This window comes from Pseudoxanthomonas suwonensis J47 (genome assembly GCF_000513955.1).
GTDB lineage: Bacteria > Pseudomonadota > Gammaproteobacteria > Xanthomonadales > Xanthomonadaceae > Pseudoxanthomonas > Pseudoxanthomonas suwonensis_C.
This window is the reverse complement of the sequence record NZ_KI911331.1, coordinates 263,503-280,688: the sequence shown is the minus strand read 5'-3', so window position 1 is coordinate 280,688 and position 17,186 is coordinate 263,503. Positions and strand designations below refer to the sequence as shown.

Here is a 17,186-nt window from a genome sequence, read left to right as displayed (position 1 = left end):
CGGACGGAGCCGCGGCAGCGCGGGGGTATGGCGCATCGCGCGGTTCCGCGTCCTGCTCCAACGCGCGAGCGCGGCACATCCATGTGCCGCTTGCGCCATACCCCCGCGCTACCGCGTCTTTCGGCGCGTCTGGCTCGTGGCTTCGCTCTTTGTCCCCCTCTCCCATCGGGAGAGGGGTCGGGGGTGAGGGTCGGGAGCCCCACGGCGTCGGAATCCCTACCCTCTCCCCAACCCCTCTCCCGGGGGGAGAGGGGCTCTTCGCCCGAATGGCGTTTTCCACCACGGCGCTTTCCGCGCATCATGTCCCCATGCACACCCGTGCCGGCCACCTCCGATGAGCGGCATCGATGCCTTCCTCGAGCATCTGCGCGTGGAGCGGGCGGTGTCGCCGCATACGCTGGATGCGTACCGGCGCGACCTGGAGGCGCTGGATGCGTTCGCGCAGCAGCAGGGCGTGGCGGAACCGGCGCGGCTGGATGCGGTACGGCTGCGCGAGTTCGTCGCGGCGGAGCATCGGCGCGGGCTGTCGCCGAAGAGCCTGCAGCGGCGGCTGTCGGCGTGCCGCAGCTATTACGCGTGGTTGCTGCGCAACGGGGTGATCCCGGCCAGCCCTGCGGCGGGGCTGCGCGCGCCGAAGGCGCCGCGCAAGCTGCCGCAGGTGCTGGACGTCGACGAGGCGGTGCGCCTGGTCGAGGTGCCGACCGATGCGCCGCTGGGGTTGCGCGACCGCGCGCTGCTGGAGCTGTTCTATTCATCGGGCCTGCGCCTGAGCGAGCTGTGCGCGCTGCGCTGGCGCGACCTGCAGCTGGACGCGGGGCTGGTCACGGTGCTGGGCAAGGGTTCGAAGCAGCGCAGCGTGCCGGTGGGTTCGCACGCGCGGCGGGCGCTGGGCGAGTGGCGCGCGTCCACCGGCGCGGGCGAGGGCGATTTCGTGTTCCCGGGGCGCGGCGGTGGGCCGATCAGCCAGCGCGCGGTGCAGATCCGGATCCGCCAGCTTGCCGCGCGCCAGGGGCTGTTCAAGAACGTGCACCCGCACATGCTGCGGCACAGTTTCGCCAGCCACGTGCTGGAATCCTCCGGCGACCTGCGCGGGGTGCAGGAGCTGCTCGGCCACGCCGACATCGCCACCACCCAGATCTACACCCACCTGGACTTCCAGCACCTGTCGAAGGTGTACGACGCGGCGCATCCGCGGGCGAAGCGCAAGGGCGGTGGCTGAGCACGGAGCGGCGTCGGGCCGTCCCGGTGCCATGTCCGGATCCGGCGAGAAATGTGGTGCGTTGCCGGCGATGCTGCGGGTCGCTGATCGACCTGGAGTCCGTGCATGTCCTCCTTCCGTCTCGTGGGCCTGGATCCGGCCCCGTTTGCGCCGCTGTTCCAGCTCGACGACGCGCAGCTGGCCGCGCGCGGCATGGCGCGCGTCTTCGCCGACGCCGACCACGGCTATCCCTGCCGGGTCAGCCTGGCGGACGCGCGCCGCGGCGAGGAGCTGCTGCTCCTGCCGTGGATGCACCAGGCGGCGCAATCGCCGTATCGCTCGTCCGGGCCGGTGTTCGTGCGCCGCGCCGCGTGCCGGCGGGTGCTGGCGCCGGGCGAGGTGCCGCCGTACGCCGGCGACCGGCTTGTCTCGCTGCGGGCCTATGACGCCGCGCACCTGATGGTCGACGCGGAGGTCTGCGCGGGGCGCGAAGCCGGCGCCTGGCTGGAGGCGGCGTTCGGCCGTGGCGAGGTCGCCTACGTGCACCTGCACAACGCCCGCCGCGGCTGCTTTTCCTGCCTGGCCGAGCGGGTCGGGGCGCGCGGCGATCCGGAGGGTTGATCGGGGCGGGGGCGTCCCCATCTCCGGGGGACAGCTTCCCGGAGGCCGCATGGACCCCAGCCAGAACCCCAACGTGTTCCACGCCACCACCATCATTTCCGTGCGCCGCGACGGCAAGGTCGCCGTGGCCGGCGATGGCCAGGTCACCCTCGGCCACACGGTGATGAAGGGCAACGCCCGCAAGGTGCGCCGACTCGGCCGCGATGGCCAGGTCCTCGCCGGCTTCGCCGGCGCCGCCGCCGATGCCTTCACCCTGTTCGAACTGTTCGAGGCCAAGCTGGAGAAGCACGGCCAGCTGCAGCGCGCCGCGGTGGAGCTGGCCAAGGACTGGCGCACCGACCGCCGCTACGGGAAGCTCGAGGCGCTGCTCGCCGTCGCCGACCAGGACACCTCGCTGATCATCAGCGGCACCGGCGACGTGATCGAGCCGGAGGACGGGATCATCGCCATCGGCTCCGGCGGCAGCTACGCGCTGTCGGCCGCGCGCGCGCTGCTCGCGCACACCTCGCTCGACGCCCGCTCCATCGCCGTGGAGGCGCTGAACATCGCCGGCGACATCTGCATCTATACGAACCGCAACGTGGTGGTCGAGGAGTTGTGATCGGGGGCCGTGATTCGTGATTGGTGATTGGTGATCCGGAAGAGCAAGAGCCTTCGATTCCCTCCCATCGCGATGTCACCCGCTTCTGCTTCTTCCAATCCCGAATCCCGAATTACGAATCACGGACCAGTCCCCCCAATGACCGCGAACACCTCATCCTCCACCATGACCCCGCGCGAGATCGTGCAGGAGCTCGACCGGCACATCGTCGGCCAGCACGCGGCCAAGCGCGCGGTCGCGATCGCCCTGCGCAACCGCTGGCGCCGCATGCAGCTGGCGCCGGAGCTGCGCAACGAGGTCATGCCCAAGAACATCCTGATGATCGGCCCCACCGGCGTGGGCAAGACCGAGATCGCGCGCCGCCTGGCGACCCTGGCCAATGCGCCCTTCGTCAAGGTCGAGGCCACGCGCTTCACCGAGGTCGGCTACGTCGGCAAGGACGTCGAGCAGATCATCCGCGACCTGGCCGACACGGCGGTGAAGATGTACCGTGAGCAGGCCAAGGCGCGCGTGCGCCTGCAGGCCGAGGAACGCGCCGAGGAACGCATCCTCGACGCGCTGCTGCCGCGCCGCGCGCCGACGATGGGCTTCGACACCGGGCCCACCGAGGTCCAGGTATCCGGGCCGGAAGACTCCACCCGCGCCAAGTTCCGCAGGATGCTGCGCGCCGGCGAGCTGGACGAGCGCGAGATCGAGCTGGAGCTGGCGGCCAGCACCGGCGTGGACATCATGACCCCGCCGGGCATGGAAGAAATGGGCCAGCAGCTGCGGCAGATGTTCGCCAATCTTGGCGGCGGCAAGACCCACAAGCGCACGGTCACGATCAAGGCGGCGCGCCCGCAGCTGGTCGAGGAAGAGGCGGCCAGGCTGGTCAACGAGGACGACGTGCGCGCCGCGGCGATCGAGGCCTGCGAGCAGCACGGCATCGTCTTCATCGACGAGATCGACAAGGTCGCCAAGCGCGGCGATTCGCTCTCGTCTGGCGGCGACGTCAGCCGCGAAGGCGTGCAGCGCGACCTGCTGCCGCTGGTCGAGGGCTCCACCGTGTCGACCAAGTACGGCACGGTGCGCACCGACCACATCCTGTTCATCGCCTCCGGCGCGTTCCACCTGGCCAGGCCTTCGGACCTGATCCCGGAGCTGCAGGGCCGCTTCCCGATCCGCGTCGAGCTGAGCGCGCTGACGAAGGACGACTTCGTCCGCATCCTCACCGAGCCGAAGGCCTCGCTGACCCGCCAGTACGTGGAGCTGATGGCCACCGAGGGCGTGAAGCTGGAATTCGCGCCGGACGCGATCACCCGCCTCGCGGAGATCGCCGCGCAGGTCAACGAACGCCAGGAGAACATCGGTGCGCGGCGCCTGCACACCGTGCTCGAGCGCCTGCTCGACACGCTCAGCTACGAGGCGCCGGACCGCGACGGCCAGGCGGTAAGCATCGACCGCGCCTACGTCGACGCGCACCTGGGCGACCTGGTCCAGGATCCGGACCTGAGCCGCTACATCCTGTAAGCGTGGCGGGGCTGGCCGCGGCCGTGGGCCGTGGCTAGCCCCACAGTTGCGGCGACGGCAGCGCCATGCGCCCCTGCTCGTAGGCCATGCCGCCGGGCCAGTCTTCCGACTGCAGCCAGGGGCCGTCGAGGTCGCAGACCTCGCACAGCTGCGCCAGCACCATGCCCGGCGCCACCGACACCGAGCCGCCGAGCATGCAGCCCACCATCAGGCGGAAGCCGGCCGCGCGCGCGGCCCCGGCCAGTTCCAGCGCCGGGGTCAGGCCGCCGACCTTGTCGAGCTTGATGTTGACGAACCGGTAGCGCCCGGCCAGGCCGGGCAGATCGGCTGCGGTCGACAACGACTCGTCGGCGCACAGCGGGATCTGCCCGGCATAGCCCACCAGCCCAGCATCGGCGCCCGCGGCAACGGGCTGCTCCAGCAGGTCCACCCCCAACGGCCTCAACAACGGTTCGTACTCGCACAGTTCCTCGACGCTCCAGGACTGGTTGGCGTCGACGATCAGGCGTGCGCGCGGCGCTCCGCGGCGCACGGCCTGGATGGCGGCCTCGGGCGAGCCCGGGCCGACCTTCACCTTGATCCACGGATAGCCGTCGTAGGCGCGCGCGGCGGCCTCGTAGGCATCGATGTCGCGCATGCCGATGGTGACCGCGCTGTCGACCGGCTCCCAGCGTCCCACGCCGGCGCGCTGCCACACGGGCACGCCGCTGAGCTTCGCTTCCAGGTCCCACAGTGCGGCGTCCAGCGCATGGCGCGCGCCACCGGCGGGCAGCAGGTCGGCCAGCTGCCGGCGGTCGCAACCGGCTTCCACCGCGGCGCGCACCTGTTCGATCTGCACCGCCATGCTTTCCGGGGTTTCGCCGTGGTAGGCGACGCCGCCGGCCTCGCCGCGGCCGACCTTGCAGGCCTCGTGCACCTCGACGATCACCACGCGCGCATGCGTGCGCGTGCCGCGCGAGATCGCGAACGGCTCCTTCAGCGCCCAGGCATGCGGGCGGACGGACAGGGTGCGTGGCATGCGCTCAGCCCACGATCGAGGCGATGACGCGCCCGTGCGCGGTACGCATCGGATCGAATGCCGGCACGCCGAGTTCGCGTTCGGCCTGCTCCAGCGCCTCGCGTGCCGCCGCCTCGTCCAGCGCCGACGTGTTGAGGCTGACCGCGGCCAGCCGCGCCTGCGGATTGGTCAGGCGGGCGACGGCGAGGTACAGGTCGCGCGCCTCGCGCAGCCCCGGCACCGGGTAGTCCGGCCAGCTGACCAGGTGCTCGCGCAGCGGGTCGTGGCACAGCACCAGCGCATCGGCCTGCGAGCCGTGCAGCAGGCCCATGGTCACGCCGGCGTAGGCGGGATGGAACAGCGAGCCCTGGCCTTCGATGAGGTCCCAGTGGTCCGCCGCGGCGGCCGGGGAAATGCATTCGGCGGCGCCGGCGATGAAGTCGGCGACGACCGCGTCGATGGCGATGCCCGCGCCGGCGATCATGATCCCGGTCTGCCCGGTGGCGCGGAAATCCGCGTCCAGGCCGGCGGCGCGCATCGAGCGGGCCAGGGCCAGCGCGGTGTACTTCTTGCCCAGCGCGCAGTCGGTGCCGACCATCGCCACGCGCCTGCCACTGCGCTTCCTGCCGGTGGCGCGGGGCAGGTCCGCGGGCGGGCGGCGCACGTCGACCAGGCGCACGCCGGCTTCGGCCGCCGCTTCGGCCAGGCCGGGCACGATGTCCAGCGGGGTGTGCAGGCCGCTGACGATGTCCAGGCCGTTGCGCACCGCGTCCAGCAGCAGCGGCGCCCAGTGCGCCGGGATCCGGCCCTGCGGCGGGGTCACGCCGATCAGCAGCGAGCGCGCGCCGGCGGCATGGGCCGCGGCGGCGTCCATCTCCGGCAGGCCCAGGTCGACGCTGCCGCCCGGGGCCCGGGTCTGGCCGACGCAGTCCGCGCCGGCCCAGTCGCGCAGGCCGAAGGCGGTCTTGGCCTTGAGCGGGTTGGTTTCCTCGCCGAGGAAGAGCAGGTAGGGCTTGCGCAGGTTGACCGTGTTGACGAGCTGGTTCATCGGGTTTCCCGAGGTGTGCCGGGGAGGGGCTGGGGGTCCGGAGGGACTGTGGAAGCCCATTCCAGCACTTTCGCGAGGCCGGCGAATCGGAAGAAACCCCCATTCCCGACCGGCGGATCCATCGCGTGCTTGCCGGCCGGGCGATGGCGATGCTAATTGTCGGCGTGCCCCGCGACCTGTCCGGAAGGTGATGCAGTTCCTGGTCCCCGCACTGAGCGACTCCCCGCCTGCCGAGGCCGACCTTCCGGCGGCGGATCCGTGGGTGGCCCAGCGCATGGCGCTGGTCCGCGCCCTGGACATGGACGCGCTGTGGGAAGCCTGCGTGGCCTGGATCGGCAAGGCCCTGCCGTGCCATTCCTTCAGCCTGCTCTACGACATCGACGGCTACCGGCCGCAGCAGGGACGGCATTACCTGGCCGAGGCGCGCGACGCCGGGGCGCGGCTGGTCACCAGCCTGGACGTGGCCGCGCCGTACCTGGACGCCAATCCGCGGATCCCCTGGTACACGTATTCGCAGATCGCCTCCGGCGACGGCCAGGCCGAGGCGCGCCTGCGGGCGCAGGACCCGGCGCCGGCCTGGCGCGATTTCGTGCACCTGGCCTTCTGGGGCCCGAGGTCGCTGGAGGCGGTGCTGAGCATCCGCCTGCATCCCAGCCTCGCCGAACTCGGCAGGCGCGAACTGGCCCTGCTGCAGGAGCTGTATCCGCTGCTCGAGGCGAGCCTGCAGCGGATCCGCGCCGCGGAAAGCGAGCGTGCGAAGCGGCGGACGCTGGAGGCGCTGGTCCACGAACTGCCGATCGCGGCGGTGCTGGTGGACGCGAAGCTGGTGCCGTTCTACATGTCGGCCGAGGCTCGGCGCATCTGTCGCACCTGGAGCGAAGAGGGCGACCAGAAGGGACGCCTGCCGCGGGCGATCGAGCTGCCGCTGCGGCAATGGCTGCATGGCCACGGCGCCGCCGCGGCCGGTCCCGCCCCGGCGCTGGGGCCGGGCGGCGCATTCGAGGTCCGCCATGCCCACCGCAGGCACCTGCGCCTGGGGATCGAGGTGTCGTCCGCCGCACGCGCGTCGGGCCGCGACCTCCACCACATGCTGCTGCTCACGCCGGTCGACGAGAAGCTGCCCGACGGGCCGGAACCGTCGCCGCAGGCGCTGGCCCTGCTGCGTGGCCTCTCGCCGAGCGAGCGCAAGGTCGCCCTGCTGGCCGCCAGCGGCCTGAGCAACGAGGAGATCGCCGCGCGGCTCTCGCGCTCGCGCAAGACCATCGAGAGCCAGCTCAGTTCGGCCTACCGCAAGTTGAACGTGTCCAGCCGCACCCAGCTGGCGCGGCTGCTGTCCTGAGCCTGTTGTTCAGGGCGCCGGACGGGTCCGCGCGCCTGCGCGATCCAGCGCTTCCAGCACCGGCTCCAGCGGCAGCGCCGCGGCGGTGCCGCGGTGCCCATGCACGGTGCGGGCGCGGAACATCGAATTGACGATCGCTTCCTCGGTGGCCTCGGCGGCGGCCTGGAACAGCGGCGACATCGCCTCGCCGGCCAGGCTGCGCGCCGGCTGCACCGGCGCGTCCGGGTTGCGCAGGTTCTCCGGCGCGGTGGAGAAGGCGATCACGTAGTCGCCCGAGCCGTTGGACATCACCGAACCGGTGCGCGCCAGGCCGACCAGGGCGCGCTTCGCCAGGCGCTGCAGCTGGTGCGCATCCAGCGGCGCATCGGTGGCCACGACCATCATGATGCTGCCGTCGCCAGTGCTCGGCGGGGCGGTGGTGCTGCGGGCGTACTCGCCCGGATCCGGCAGCTGCTTCCACACCGGCACGCCGGCGATGGTCAGTTCGCCGCCGAAGTTGCTCTGCACCAGCACGCCGACGGTGTAGCCGCCGTCGCCCCCGGCCAGCCGGCGGGAACTGGTGCCGATGCCGCCCTTCCAGCCGAAGGCGACGGTACCGGCGCCGGCGCCGACGGCGCCTTCCTCGACGTCCCCGAAGGAGATGCCGGCCAGGGCTTTTTCCACCAGTTCCGGCGTGAGCGGGCGCGCGCGGATGTCGCTGAGGTAGCCGTCGTTGGTCTCGCCCACGACCGGGTTGATCGAACGCACCTTGTCCATGCCCGGCTGGCGCAGCAGCCAGTCCACCGCCGCGTCGGCGACCTTCCAGGTGCTCAGGGTGCCGGTCAGGAAGACCGGCGTCTCCAGCTCGCCCAGCTCCTGCACCTGGGTGATGCCGGCCAGCTTGCCGAAGCCGTTGCCGACCACGATCGCGGCCGGCACGCGCTCGCGGTAGGCGTTGCGCGGATGCGGGACGATCACGGTGACGCCGGTATTGAAGCGCGTGCCCCCGGCCAGGGTGGCATGGCCCACGCCGACGCCGGCCACGTCGGTGATCGCGTTGCGCGGTCCGGTCGGCAGCGTGCCGATCGCCACGCCCGCCTCCCGCGCCCGTGGCCGCGCCTCCGCGGCCTGCGCGTCGGCGGCGACGATCGTGGCGAGCAGGAGCGGGAGGACGTGCCAGGGCTTCGCGGTCACGGGTACGGGAATCCGGTGCGTGCCGGGTAACCGGCGGAAAAAAAGGCGGCCACGCGCGCTGGAACCGCGTGGCCGCCAAGGCCCATCAGAAGTCGATGTCGACGTTGAGGAAGTAGGACCGGCCGATCGCGCCGTAGGCCATGGAGTAGAACGGGAACCAGGTGATGGTCTCGTCCTTCGGGCCGAACCTGTCGAACAGGTTGACCACGTCCACGCCCACGCGGATGTTGTCGGTGATCTGCCTGGACAGGCTGCCGTTCCACTGCACGTAGGCCGGCAGCAGCGCGGTGCCGCGGTAGTTCACCCGGCCGGCGTTGCGGTAGCCGTACAGGCTGGCGTTCCAGGCGTCACGGCTCCAGGACACGGTCCAGTTGCTGCGCGAACGGAAGGCGACCGGCTGCTCGCCGCAGACGTAGTACGAGCACTCCAGGTAGTCCTCCCACGGATCGCCGGCGGCGATCTGCACTTCGTACTTGCGGGTCCGGCTGTGGCCGGCGGCCAGGTTGAAGCGGCCCAGGCTGGCGGTGTCGATGGCATAGCGCAGGGTCAGGTCGAAGCCCTCGGTGCGCACGCCGGCCTGGTTGATCGCGTCGAGGAAGTACTCGCGCACGCGGCCACTGGCGTCGCGGTCGACGTAGTCCAGGTAGATCGCGCAGGCCGCCGAGTTCGGATCCACCGCGGTCCCGTCGATGCGCCGGCCCAGCAGGCAGTTGGCGTTCTCGCTCATCAGGAACTCGGAGTCCATGTACTGGCTCTTGCCGGACAGCTCGATCCTCCAGTAGTCGGCGCTGAGCGAGAGCTGGTCGGTGACGTCCCAGACGATGCCGAAGCCGGTGGAAGTGGCGGTTTCCTCGTGCAGGCGGGTGTTGTTGCCGCCCTCGGTGTACCACGCGCCCTGGCGGTGGGTGGCGCGGCACTGGTTCAGGCCCTCGCTGGTGTTGAGGTCCATTCCGTCGACGCGGCACAGGTAGTAGTTGGTCAGGTAGTCGTTGTACTCGACCACCGGCTCGCCGTAGAGCCACATGATGTTCGGCGCCATGAAGCTGGTCTGGCGGCTGGCGCGGACCAGCAGCCGGTCGACCGGGCGCCATTCCAGGCTGGCCTGCCAGGTGGTCGCGTCGCCGACGTCGGAGATGTCGTCGTACTTGTCCCAGCGGCCGGCGAGGTTCGCGGTCAGGCTGTCCAGCAGCGGGACGCGCAGCTCGAGGCCGGCGCCATAGCGGTCGCGCGGGCCGCCGCCGGAGACGCCGGTGAAGTTGAAGGTCTTGTCGGGGCCGTCGTAGGTGCTGACGCTGCGCGGATCCGGGCCGAGCTCGTACTTCGAGTGCGAGGCTTCCAGCACCGCCGCCATGTCCACGTCGCCGGCCGGCAGCGAGAACAGCGGGCCGGTGAACACGAACTGCGCCTGGCTGGTCTGCGACAGGTTGCGGTTGCGCACCGTGTCGACCATCTGGTTGTAGGCCTCCGGGCTCACCGGGCCGAACAGCACGCGCGGGTCGATCTCGTAGAGCGGGGCGCCGTCGACCTCGCCGATGGCTTCGCCGAACAGGTAGCGGTGGACGCGGTCCTTCAGCAGCTGGCGCCAGCTGCTGCGCATCTCGTCGCGCGACAGGGCGACGCTGGCGTCCCAGTCGAAGCGGTCGGCGACGGTGCCGCGCACGCCGAGGTTCAGGCTGGCGAAGTTCTCGTCCCAGGTGCGCCAGGGCGCGCCGCCGATGCCCTGCGGGGTCAGCGGGCGCCAGTACTCGAACTTGCCGATGTTGACGTCGTAGGCGTCGCCCGAGTTGTACAGGTACATGCTGGTGCGGTGCGTCGACTTGCTCCTGGACTGCTGCACCAGCAGCTGGCCGTAGCCTTCCAGCGAATCGGTCAGGCGGTAGGTGCCGGCGACGTAGGCCGACAGCTTGTCCTGCCTGTTGGCGATGGTGTCCTGGTCGTAGTAGGCGGCGTTGCCGCAGGTGCCCGGGTTGGCGTCGCTGGACGACCAGTACATCGGGAAGAACAGCGGGTCGGAGGTGCGGCAGGAGTTCTCCAGCGCCGCGCGTGCGGTGGCCGGGTCGACGTCGCTGGCGTAGACCAGCTCGCCGTTGGGCGCCATCCAGTAGTAGTCGTTGTAGTCCCCGTCCATCAGGCCCATGTCCAGGCCCCACGTGGGACGGTCGGTGCCGGCGTTGCCGGGCGCGCGCATGCCGCTGAGGATCACGTTGCCGCGCTGCGCGGCGAAGATCGGATCGCGGTTGAGCTTCTCGATCGAGTAGGTGAGGCTGCCGCGGTCGGAGGCCTTGCCGCCGGTCAGCTGCAGCTGCAGGGTGTCGCCGCCGCCGTGCTCGGTGGTGCCGGCGCGGACGCGGACGTTGTGGCCTTCCCAGTTGTCCTTGGTGACGATGTTGACCACGCCGGCGACCGCGTCGGAACCGTAGATGGCCGAGGCGCCGCCGTTGAGTACCTCGATCCGCGCCACCGCCGCGGCGGGGATGCTGCCGAGGCTGACGCCGGTGGAAGCGGCGCCGGAACTGGCCGCGTACTCGGTCATGCGCTTGCCGTTGAGCAGCACCAGCTGGTAGCCGACGCCCATGCCGCGCAGGTTGAGGAAGGAGGCGTCCGGCTGGGTATTGCTGAGGTCGAGGAAGTTGTCCGGCGAGGCGCCGGCGACGTTGGCGCCGTTGTTGACGGTCAGCGTCTGCAGCGCTTCGGCGACGGTGCTGTAGCCCTGCTTGCGGATGTCTTCGGCGGTGATCGTGATCACCGGCGAGGGGCCTTCGATGTCGGTGCGCTTGATGCGCGAGCCGGTCACCTGCACGCGGTCCAGCGACTTGACCTCGGCGTCCTGGGCGGCTTCCACCGCGGGTTCGGCGTCCTGCGGCATGCCGTCCGGGTCGGGCGCGGCCACGGCGGTCGTGGACAGGCCGAGGGCGATGGCTAGGAACAGCGGGCGTTTCTTCGGAAACGGCGTGCGGCTGGCAAACATGTCTGACCTTCTCTCCGGGTGGTCTGGCGTGGGCGGGGCAGGCGAAGCTGCACCAGTCCGGTGCCGTCGCCCGCTGTGCTGCACGCTTTGCGTGCGACAGGCGACGACCAGCGGCGTTGGCGCGGGTGGCAGGCTCTTCCGGGGTCCCCGCGTCCGATCCTAGGTGGGAGGTCAGGCCCCAGCCATCGGTGAAAACCCCTAATTCGATCCGCGCCGAACACGCCCGCCGGGCGCATGGCTATGCTGGTTCAAGGCCGGGGGAAGGCCCGGGAACCAGGAGGAAGGATGAAAGGAACGATGCGGTCGCGGCGTTGGCTGGCCATCGTGCTCGGGATGGCGGCGGTGTTCGCCATGCAGGCGGCAACCGGGTCGGTCGACGGCCGGCAGGCCGATGCCGCCAGCGACGGCAATGCGGAGGCCTTTGCCGCGATCATGCAGCGCCACGGCATTCCCGGCGCGCAGCTGGTGCACGTGCGCGACGGCCACGCGGAGGCGTTCGAGTACGGGGTGATGCGCGCCAATGCGACGCGCCCGGTGGCGGCAGACACGCTGTTCCAGGCCGCGTCGCTGTCGAAGGTGGTCGGCGCCTACATCACGCTGCGCATGGTCGACCGCGGCGTGCTCGAGCTGGACCGCCCGCTGTTCGAGTACTGGCCTTCGCCGCGTGCCAGGGACAACCCGCAGGCGCGGCGCATCACCGCGCGCATGGTGCTCGACCACACCACCGGGCTGAAGAACTGGGAGATCTCGCCGTCCAACCCGGCGATCGACGAAACGCCGCTGCAGAGCCTGTTCGATGCCGGCGCGCGCTACTCCTATTCCGGCGAGGGCTTCTACCTGCTGCAGCGCACGCTCGAACACCTCACCGGCAAGCGCTGGGAGCAGCTGGCGCGCGAGGAAGTGTTCGACGTATTCGACATGCCCGGCAGCCGCTACATGACCGATCCGGAGTCGGCCACGCGCAACGCGTCGGGCCATCGCCCGGATGGTTCGGTGATGGCGGACCGAGTGTTCGGCTGGGAGAACACCGCGTGGACGCTGGTCACCACCGCGCGCGAGTACAGCACCTTCCTGCAGCGCGCGCTGTACCGCGGCGAAGGCCTGACCCCGGCCAGCCATGCGCTGCTGAAAACCCCGTCCAGCAACGCCGACGACCACGCGGTCCCGGTGCCGGTGGATCCGTACATCGACTGGAGCCTGGGCGTGGGCCTGGAGACCGTCGATGGCCGCGTCCGGCTGTGGCACTGGGGCGACAACCCGGGCTTCAAGGCCTTCTTCATGCTCGACCCGGAAAGCGGCGAGAGCCTGGTGCTGCTGACCAACAGCGAGAATGGCCTGGAAACCCACAAGGACGTGCTGCGCCTGTTCCTGGGCGAGGGCGAGTACCCGGCGGTGGACTGGGCGCGTTCGCAGAGCTGAGCGGTAGCGGCGCGGCCGGCTCGCCGGCCGCGCTCAGTGGTCGTGGCCGCAACCGTCGCCGTCCTCGCCGATGTCCTCGTTCCAGACATGCGGGTGGGCGGCGATCCAGTCGCCGAGCATGCGGATGCATCCGGCGTCGTCGAGGTCGATCACCTCGACGCCCTGCTCGCGCAGCCAGTCGTGGCCGCCCTGGAAGTTCACCGCCTCGCCCATCACCACCGTGCCGATGCCGAACTGCTTGACCAGGCCGCTGCAGTACCAGCACGGCGACAGCGTGGTGACCATGATCGTGTCGCGGTAGCTGCGCTGGCGCCCGGCCTTGCGGAAGGCGTCGGTCTCGCCGTGCACGGACGGGTCGCCCTCCTGCACGCGGCGGTTGTGGCCGCGGCCGAGCAGGGTGCCGTCGCGGCGGAACAGGGCGGCGCCGATCGGGATGCCGCCTTCGGCCAGGCCCTGGCGGGCCTCTTCCAGGGCGACGGCGAGCATGGCGCGGTAATCGGGGATCTGGCTCACGTGGGTCCGGTCCGGTGGCGGGGCCGACAGGGTACGCCGCGGCGGCCCGGCGCGGCAGGCTCTGGCGACTTCGCCGACGGCTCCGGCGCGCGGTGCAGCCACGCGGAAACCCTTGCCGTGAGCCGCTCGTGACCCCGCCGCCGGCGGCCGGTGCCATAATTGCCGCATGAGCGAATCCCCCTACGAACGCGGTACCACCCACTTCGGCTTCAAGGACGTCCCGGCCACGGAGAAGCAGAAGCTGGTGGGCCAGGTGTTCACCTCGGTCGCGCGCAAGTACGACCTGATGAACGACCTGATGAGCCTGGGCATCCACCGCGCGTGGAAGCGCTACTTCACCGCCACCTGCCAGGTGAAGCCGGGCGACCGCGTGCTCGACCTGGCCGGCGGCACCGGCGACATCGCCGCGCTGCTGAAGCCGCGCGTGGGCGACACCGGCACGATCGTCCTGGGCGACATCAACGCCGGCATGCTCACCGTCGGCCGCGACCGGATGACCGACCGCGGCCTGGTCTCCGGATTCGAGTACGTGCAGTGCAATGCCGAGAAGCTGCCGTTCCCGGACGCCAGCTTCGACCTGGTGACCATGGCCTTCGGCCTGCGCAACGTCACCGACAAGGACGCGGCCCTGCGCGAGATCGCGCGCGTGCTGCGCGTCGGCGGCCAGGCGCGGGTGCTGGAGTTCTCCGAGGTCACCGCCGACTGGTTCAAGCCGATCTACGACTTCCACTCGTTCAAGGTGCTGCCGAAGCTGGGCCAGCTGTTCGCCGGCGACGCCGGCAGCTACCAGTACCTGGCCGAGAGCATCCGCAAGCATCCGCCGCAGGAGCAGCTCAAGGCGATGATGGAGGAGGCCGGGCTGTCGCGCTGCGGCTACGTGAACCTCAGCGGCGGCATCGTCGCCGTGCATACCGGCTACAAGGTCTGACGCCGGCAGCGACCGGCGCCGTGCCGCCGGTCGTTCCGCCAGCCGGGGTAAAGCCAACGTGGATCGCGGCGCGGTTAAACTGCGCCTTTCCCCTGATCCAGGCTGTCTGCATGCGCTTGCCCCTGTTGCTGTTATCCCTCGCGATGGTCGCCACCAGCGGCTGCTCCGGCGACAAGGCCGGCACCGATCCGGCCCAGGCCGCCAGGCCGGCCAAGGAGGCCACCGTGTCCGCCCGCCGCCACGATGAAAGTTCCTATGCCCAGCCGGAAAAGGTGAAGATCACCGACCTGGCGCTGGACCTGGCCCTGGACTTCGACCGCAAGCAGCTGGCCGGGACCGCCACCTACACCCTGGACTGGGTCGATCCGCAGGCCACCGAGCTGGCCCTGGACACCCGCGACCTGGCCATCGACAAGGTCGAGGGCGAGGCCGGCGGCAGCTGGACGCCGCTGGAGTTCGCCCTGGCCGACGCCGACCCGGTGTTCGGCAGCAGGCTGACCGTGCAGGTGCCGCAGCGCAACGCCAGGGTGCGCGTGACCTACGCCACCTCGCCGCAGGCTTCGGGCCTGCAGTGGCTGGAGCCGTCGATGACCGAGGGCGGGCAGCTGCCCTTCATGTTCAGCCAGTCGCAGGCGATCCACGCCCGCAGCTGGGTGCCGCTGCAGGACACCCCTGGCGTGCGCTTCACCTACAGCGCGCACGTGACCTCGCGCCCGGACGTGATGGTGCTGATGAGCGCCGACAACGACCCGGCCGCGGCGCGCGACGGCGACTACAGCTTCACCATGCCGCAGCCGATCCCGTCGTACCTGCTGGCGATCGCTGCCGGCGACCTGGTGTTCAAGCCGATCTCCGCGCGCAGCGGCGTGTGGGCCGAGCCGGCGATGGTCGACCGCGCGGTGAAGGAGTTCGAAGACACCGAGCAGATGATCGCCACCACCGAGCAGCTGTACGGCCCGTACCGGTGGGAGCGCTACGACATGCTGGTGCTGCCGCCGTCGTTCCCGTTCGGCGGCATGGAGAACCCGCGCCTGAGCTTCATCACCCCGACGGTGATCGTGGGCGACAAGTCGCTGGTCTCGCTGATCGCGCACGAGCTGGCGCACAGCTGGTCCGGCAACCTGGTGACCAACGCCAGCTGGAAGGACATCTGGCTCAACGAAGGCTTCACCACCTACGTCCAGGGCCGGATCGTCGAGGCGCTTTACGGCAACGAGCTGGCCGAGATGGAGCGCCAGATCGACCAGGCCGGCGTGAAGCGCGACATGGAGCAGATGAGCCCGGGCGACCAGGCGCTGATGCTGCCGCCGCTGGCCGAGCGCGACCCGGACGAGGCGCTGAGCGAGGTGGCCTACGTCAAGGGTTCCTGGTTCCTGCAGTTCCTTGAGCAGCGCTTCGGCCGCGAGGTGTTCGATCCGTTCCTGCGCGGCTGGTTCGACGACCACGCCTTCCAGAGCGCGGACACCGACCAGTTCATCGCCTACATGCGCGAGCACCTGCTGCCGAAGAACCCGAACGCGGTGCGCGAGGACGAGCTGGACGCGTGGCTGAACCAGCCGGGCATCCCGGCGATCGCCCCGGCGGCGCGTTCGCGCATGTTCTCCAACGTCGACACCGCGCGGATCGCCTGGCGCGGCAGTGCCGAACTGCCCAACCCGCAGGTCGCCAACGAGTGGGGCACCCAGGCCTGGCTGCACTTCCTCGAGGGCATGGGCGAGAAGCTCAAGCCGGAGCAGCTGAAGCAGCTGGACGAGGCCTACCACTTCACCGGCACGCCGAACGGCGAGATCGCCATGCGCTGGTACCCGCTGGCGCTGCGCAGCGGCTACCTGGAGGCGCGCCCGGCCGCGGGCGAGTTCATCCAGCGCGTCGGCCGCCGCAAGCTGATCCTGCCGGTGTACGAGGAGCTGGTGAAGACGCCGGACGGCCTGGCCTTCGCCCGCGAGGTGTTCGAGCGGGCCAGACCGGGTTACCACCCGATCACCACCGCCTCGGTGGAGGCGATCCTGGCCAAGGCCGAAAAGGCCCAGGCCCGGTAAGCAGTCGCGCCACGCGCCGGCCCCAGGGCCGGCGCGTGCGTTTCCAGGGCCGGAATGCCGGCCCATGCAGGAGGCAGCATCGATGAAACCGACCCCGTCCCGATTCGCCCTGGGCGCGCTGCTGGCCGCCGCCGTGCTGGCCACCGGCGCCTGCACCGACCGTGAGGCCCAGCGCCAGGCCCAGGCCGCCGCCGAGGCCCAGGCCAGGGAGGAGGCCGCCAGCCGGCTGCAGGGCGAGTACGAGGCGGCGGTGGCCGCGAACAACTGGGAGCTGGCGCGCGTGCATGGCGCGGCGCTGCTGGCCCAGTACCCCGGCAGCGAAGCCGCGGCCGCGGTCGAGCCCGGCCTGGCCGAGGTCACCGCCAGGGCCGAGGCCGCGCGCGAGCAGCGTCGCCTGGCCACCCTGTGGAACTACGCGCGCGTGGCCGCCGGCAAGGGCGAGCAGCGCACCGCGGCGATCTTCAGCAAGGACGCGGTCGATACCGGCGGCAGCTCGGCGGCGACCGTGCAGCTGGTGATCCGCGACCATCCGGAGTGGAAGCGCAGCGCCTACCTGGTGCTGGAAGGCGGCGACTTCGACTGCTACGGCGGCTGCAAGGTCAAGGTGAAGTTCAACGACGCGGCGGCCAGGCCGATGTCGGCGTGGCGGCCGAAGACCGACGAGGCCATCGCCATGTTCATCGAGGACTACCGCGGTCTGTGGAAGCGGATGCGCCAGGCGCAGCGGCTGGAGATCGAGTTCCCGGTGAAGGCCGGCGGCACCCGCACCGCGGTGTTCGAGGTCGGCGGCCTGGACGGCAGCCAGATGCCCGGCTGGGACTGAGCGCGGCGCA

At 70.9% G+C, this 17,186-nt stretch carries 13 protein-coding genes and 1 pseudogene; 9 read left to right on the top strand and 5 right to left on the bottom strand.

Annotated features, from left to right (window positions below; all coding sequences use genetic code 11):
* Positions 1–334 precede the first annotated feature (334 nt).
* The 4 genes from xerC (at position 335) to hslU (ending at position 3,929) form a co-directional block, all read left to right on the top strand.
* Positions 335–1,219, top strand: a complete 885-nt coding sequence (gene xerC, locus M503_RS0114675; RefSeq protein WP_028920110.1) for a tyrosine recombinase XerC — start codon at positions 335–337, stop codon at positions 1,217–1,219.
* Between the two features lie 105 nt (positions 1,220–1,324).
* Positions 1,325–1,819, top strand: a complete 495-nt coding sequence (locus M503_RS0114670) for a DUF1203 domain-containing protein (protein ID WP_028920111.1) — start codon at positions 1,325–1,327, stop codon at positions 1,817–1,819.
* 49 nt (positions 1,820–1,868) lie between these two features.
* A complete protein-coding gene (gene hslV, locus M503_RS0114665; RefSeq protein WP_024870259.1) occupies positions 1,869–2,420 on the top strand; it encodes an ATP-dependent protease subunit HslV in 552 nt (183 codons plus the stop codon).
* Between the two features lie 138 nt (positions 2,421–2,558).
* On the top strand, positions 2,559–3,929 hold the full coding sequence (gene hslU, locus M503_RS0114660) for an ATP-dependent protease ATPase subunit HslU (protein ID WP_028920112.1): 1,371 nt from the start codon (positions 2,559–2,561) through the stop codon (positions 3,927–3,929).
* A gap of 34 nt (positions 3,930–3,963) precedes the next feature.
* Here the strand turns inward: hslU and dgcA are convergent, their stop codons facing one another.
* Both dgcA and M503_RS0114650 read right to left on the bottom strand, forming a co-directional pair.
* Positions 3,964–4,947 (bottom strand): N-acetyl-D-Glu racemase DgcA, encoded by a 984-nt coding sequence (gene dgcA, locus M503_RS0114655; RefSeq protein WP_028920113.1) that lies wholly within the window; start codon positions 4,945–4,947, stop codon positions 3,964–3,966.
* Positions 4,948–4,951: 4 nt separating this feature from the next.
* Positions 4,952–5,974, bottom strand: coding sequence for a DUF1611 domain-containing protein (locus M503_RS0114650; protein ID WP_024870262.1), 1,023 nt, complete (start codon positions 5,972–5,974; stop codon positions 4,952–4,954).
* Positions 5,975–6,164: 190 nt separating this feature from the next.
* Between M503_RS0114650 and M503_RS0114645 the strand changes: the two genes are divergently transcribed.
* The gene (locus M503_RS0114645; RefSeq protein WP_028920114.1) at positions 6,165–7,313 is read left to right on the top strand and encodes a helix-turn-helix transcriptional regulator; all 1,149 of its coding nucleotides are present in this window, start codon (positions 6,165–6,167) and stop codon (positions 7,311–7,313) included.
* Between the two features lie 9 nt (positions 7,314–7,322).
* Here the strand turns inward: M503_RS0114645 and M503_RS0114640 are convergent, their stop codons facing one another.
* Positions 7,323–8,486, bottom strand: coding sequence for a P1 family peptidase (locus M503_RS0114640; protein WP_197017241.1), 1,164 nt, complete (start codon positions 8,484–8,486; stop codon positions 7,323–7,325).
* An 85-nt stretch (positions 8,487–8,571) separates the two neighbouring features.
* Positions 8,572–11,454: a TonB-dependent receptor plug domain-containing protein gene (locus M503_RS0114635; protein ID WP_028920116.1), complete on the bottom strand. Its 2,883-nt coding sequence runs from the start codon at positions 11,452–11,454 to the stop codon at positions 8,572–8,574.
* Between the two features lie 297 nt (positions 11,455–11,751).
* Between M503_RS0114635 and M503_RS16625 the strand changes: the two genes are divergently transcribed.
* Positions 11,752–12,873: a serine hydrolase domain-containing protein gene (locus M503_RS16625; protein WP_197017240.1), complete on the top strand. Its 1,122-nt coding sequence runs from the start codon at positions 11,752–11,754 to the stop codon at positions 12,871–12,873.
* 33 nt (positions 12,874–12,906) lie between these two features.
* Here M503_RS16625 and M503_RS0114625 read toward each other — a convergent pair whose 3' ends face one another.
* Positions 12,907–13,386: a nucleoside deaminase gene (locus M503_RS0114625; protein WP_028920117.1), complete on the bottom strand. Its 480-nt coding sequence runs from the start codon at positions 13,384–13,386 to the stop codon at positions 12,907–12,909.
* A 166-nt stretch (positions 13,387–13,552) separates the two neighbouring features.
* On the opposite strand from M503_RS0114625, the gene ubiE reads away from it, so the two are divergent.
* The 3 genes and pseudogenes from ubiE to M503_RS0114610 all read left to right on the top strand — a co-directional run bounded on the left by ubiE (position 13,553) and on the right by M503_RS0114610 (position 17,176).
* On the top strand, positions 13,553–14,314 hold the full coding sequence (gene ubiE / locus M503_RS0114620; protein ID WP_028920118.1) for a bifunctional demethylmenaquinone methyltransferase/2-methoxy-6-polyprenyl-1,4-benzoquinol methylase UbiE: 762 nt from the start codon (positions 13,553–13,555) through the stop codon (positions 14,312–14,314).
* Positions 14,315–14,424: 110 nt separating this feature from the next.
* Positions 14,425–16,426 (top strand): annotated as a pseudogene (locus M503_RS0114615) (M1 family metallopeptidase); the annotation flags it as partial.
* A gap of 9 nt (positions 16,427–16,435) precedes the next feature.
* Entirely contained in the window at positions 16,436–17,176 is a 741-nt protein-coding gene (locus tag M503_RS0114610) for a hypothetical protein (protein WP_051414651.1), read from the top strand.
* The last annotated feature ends 10 nt before the right edge of the window (positions 17,177–17,186 follow it).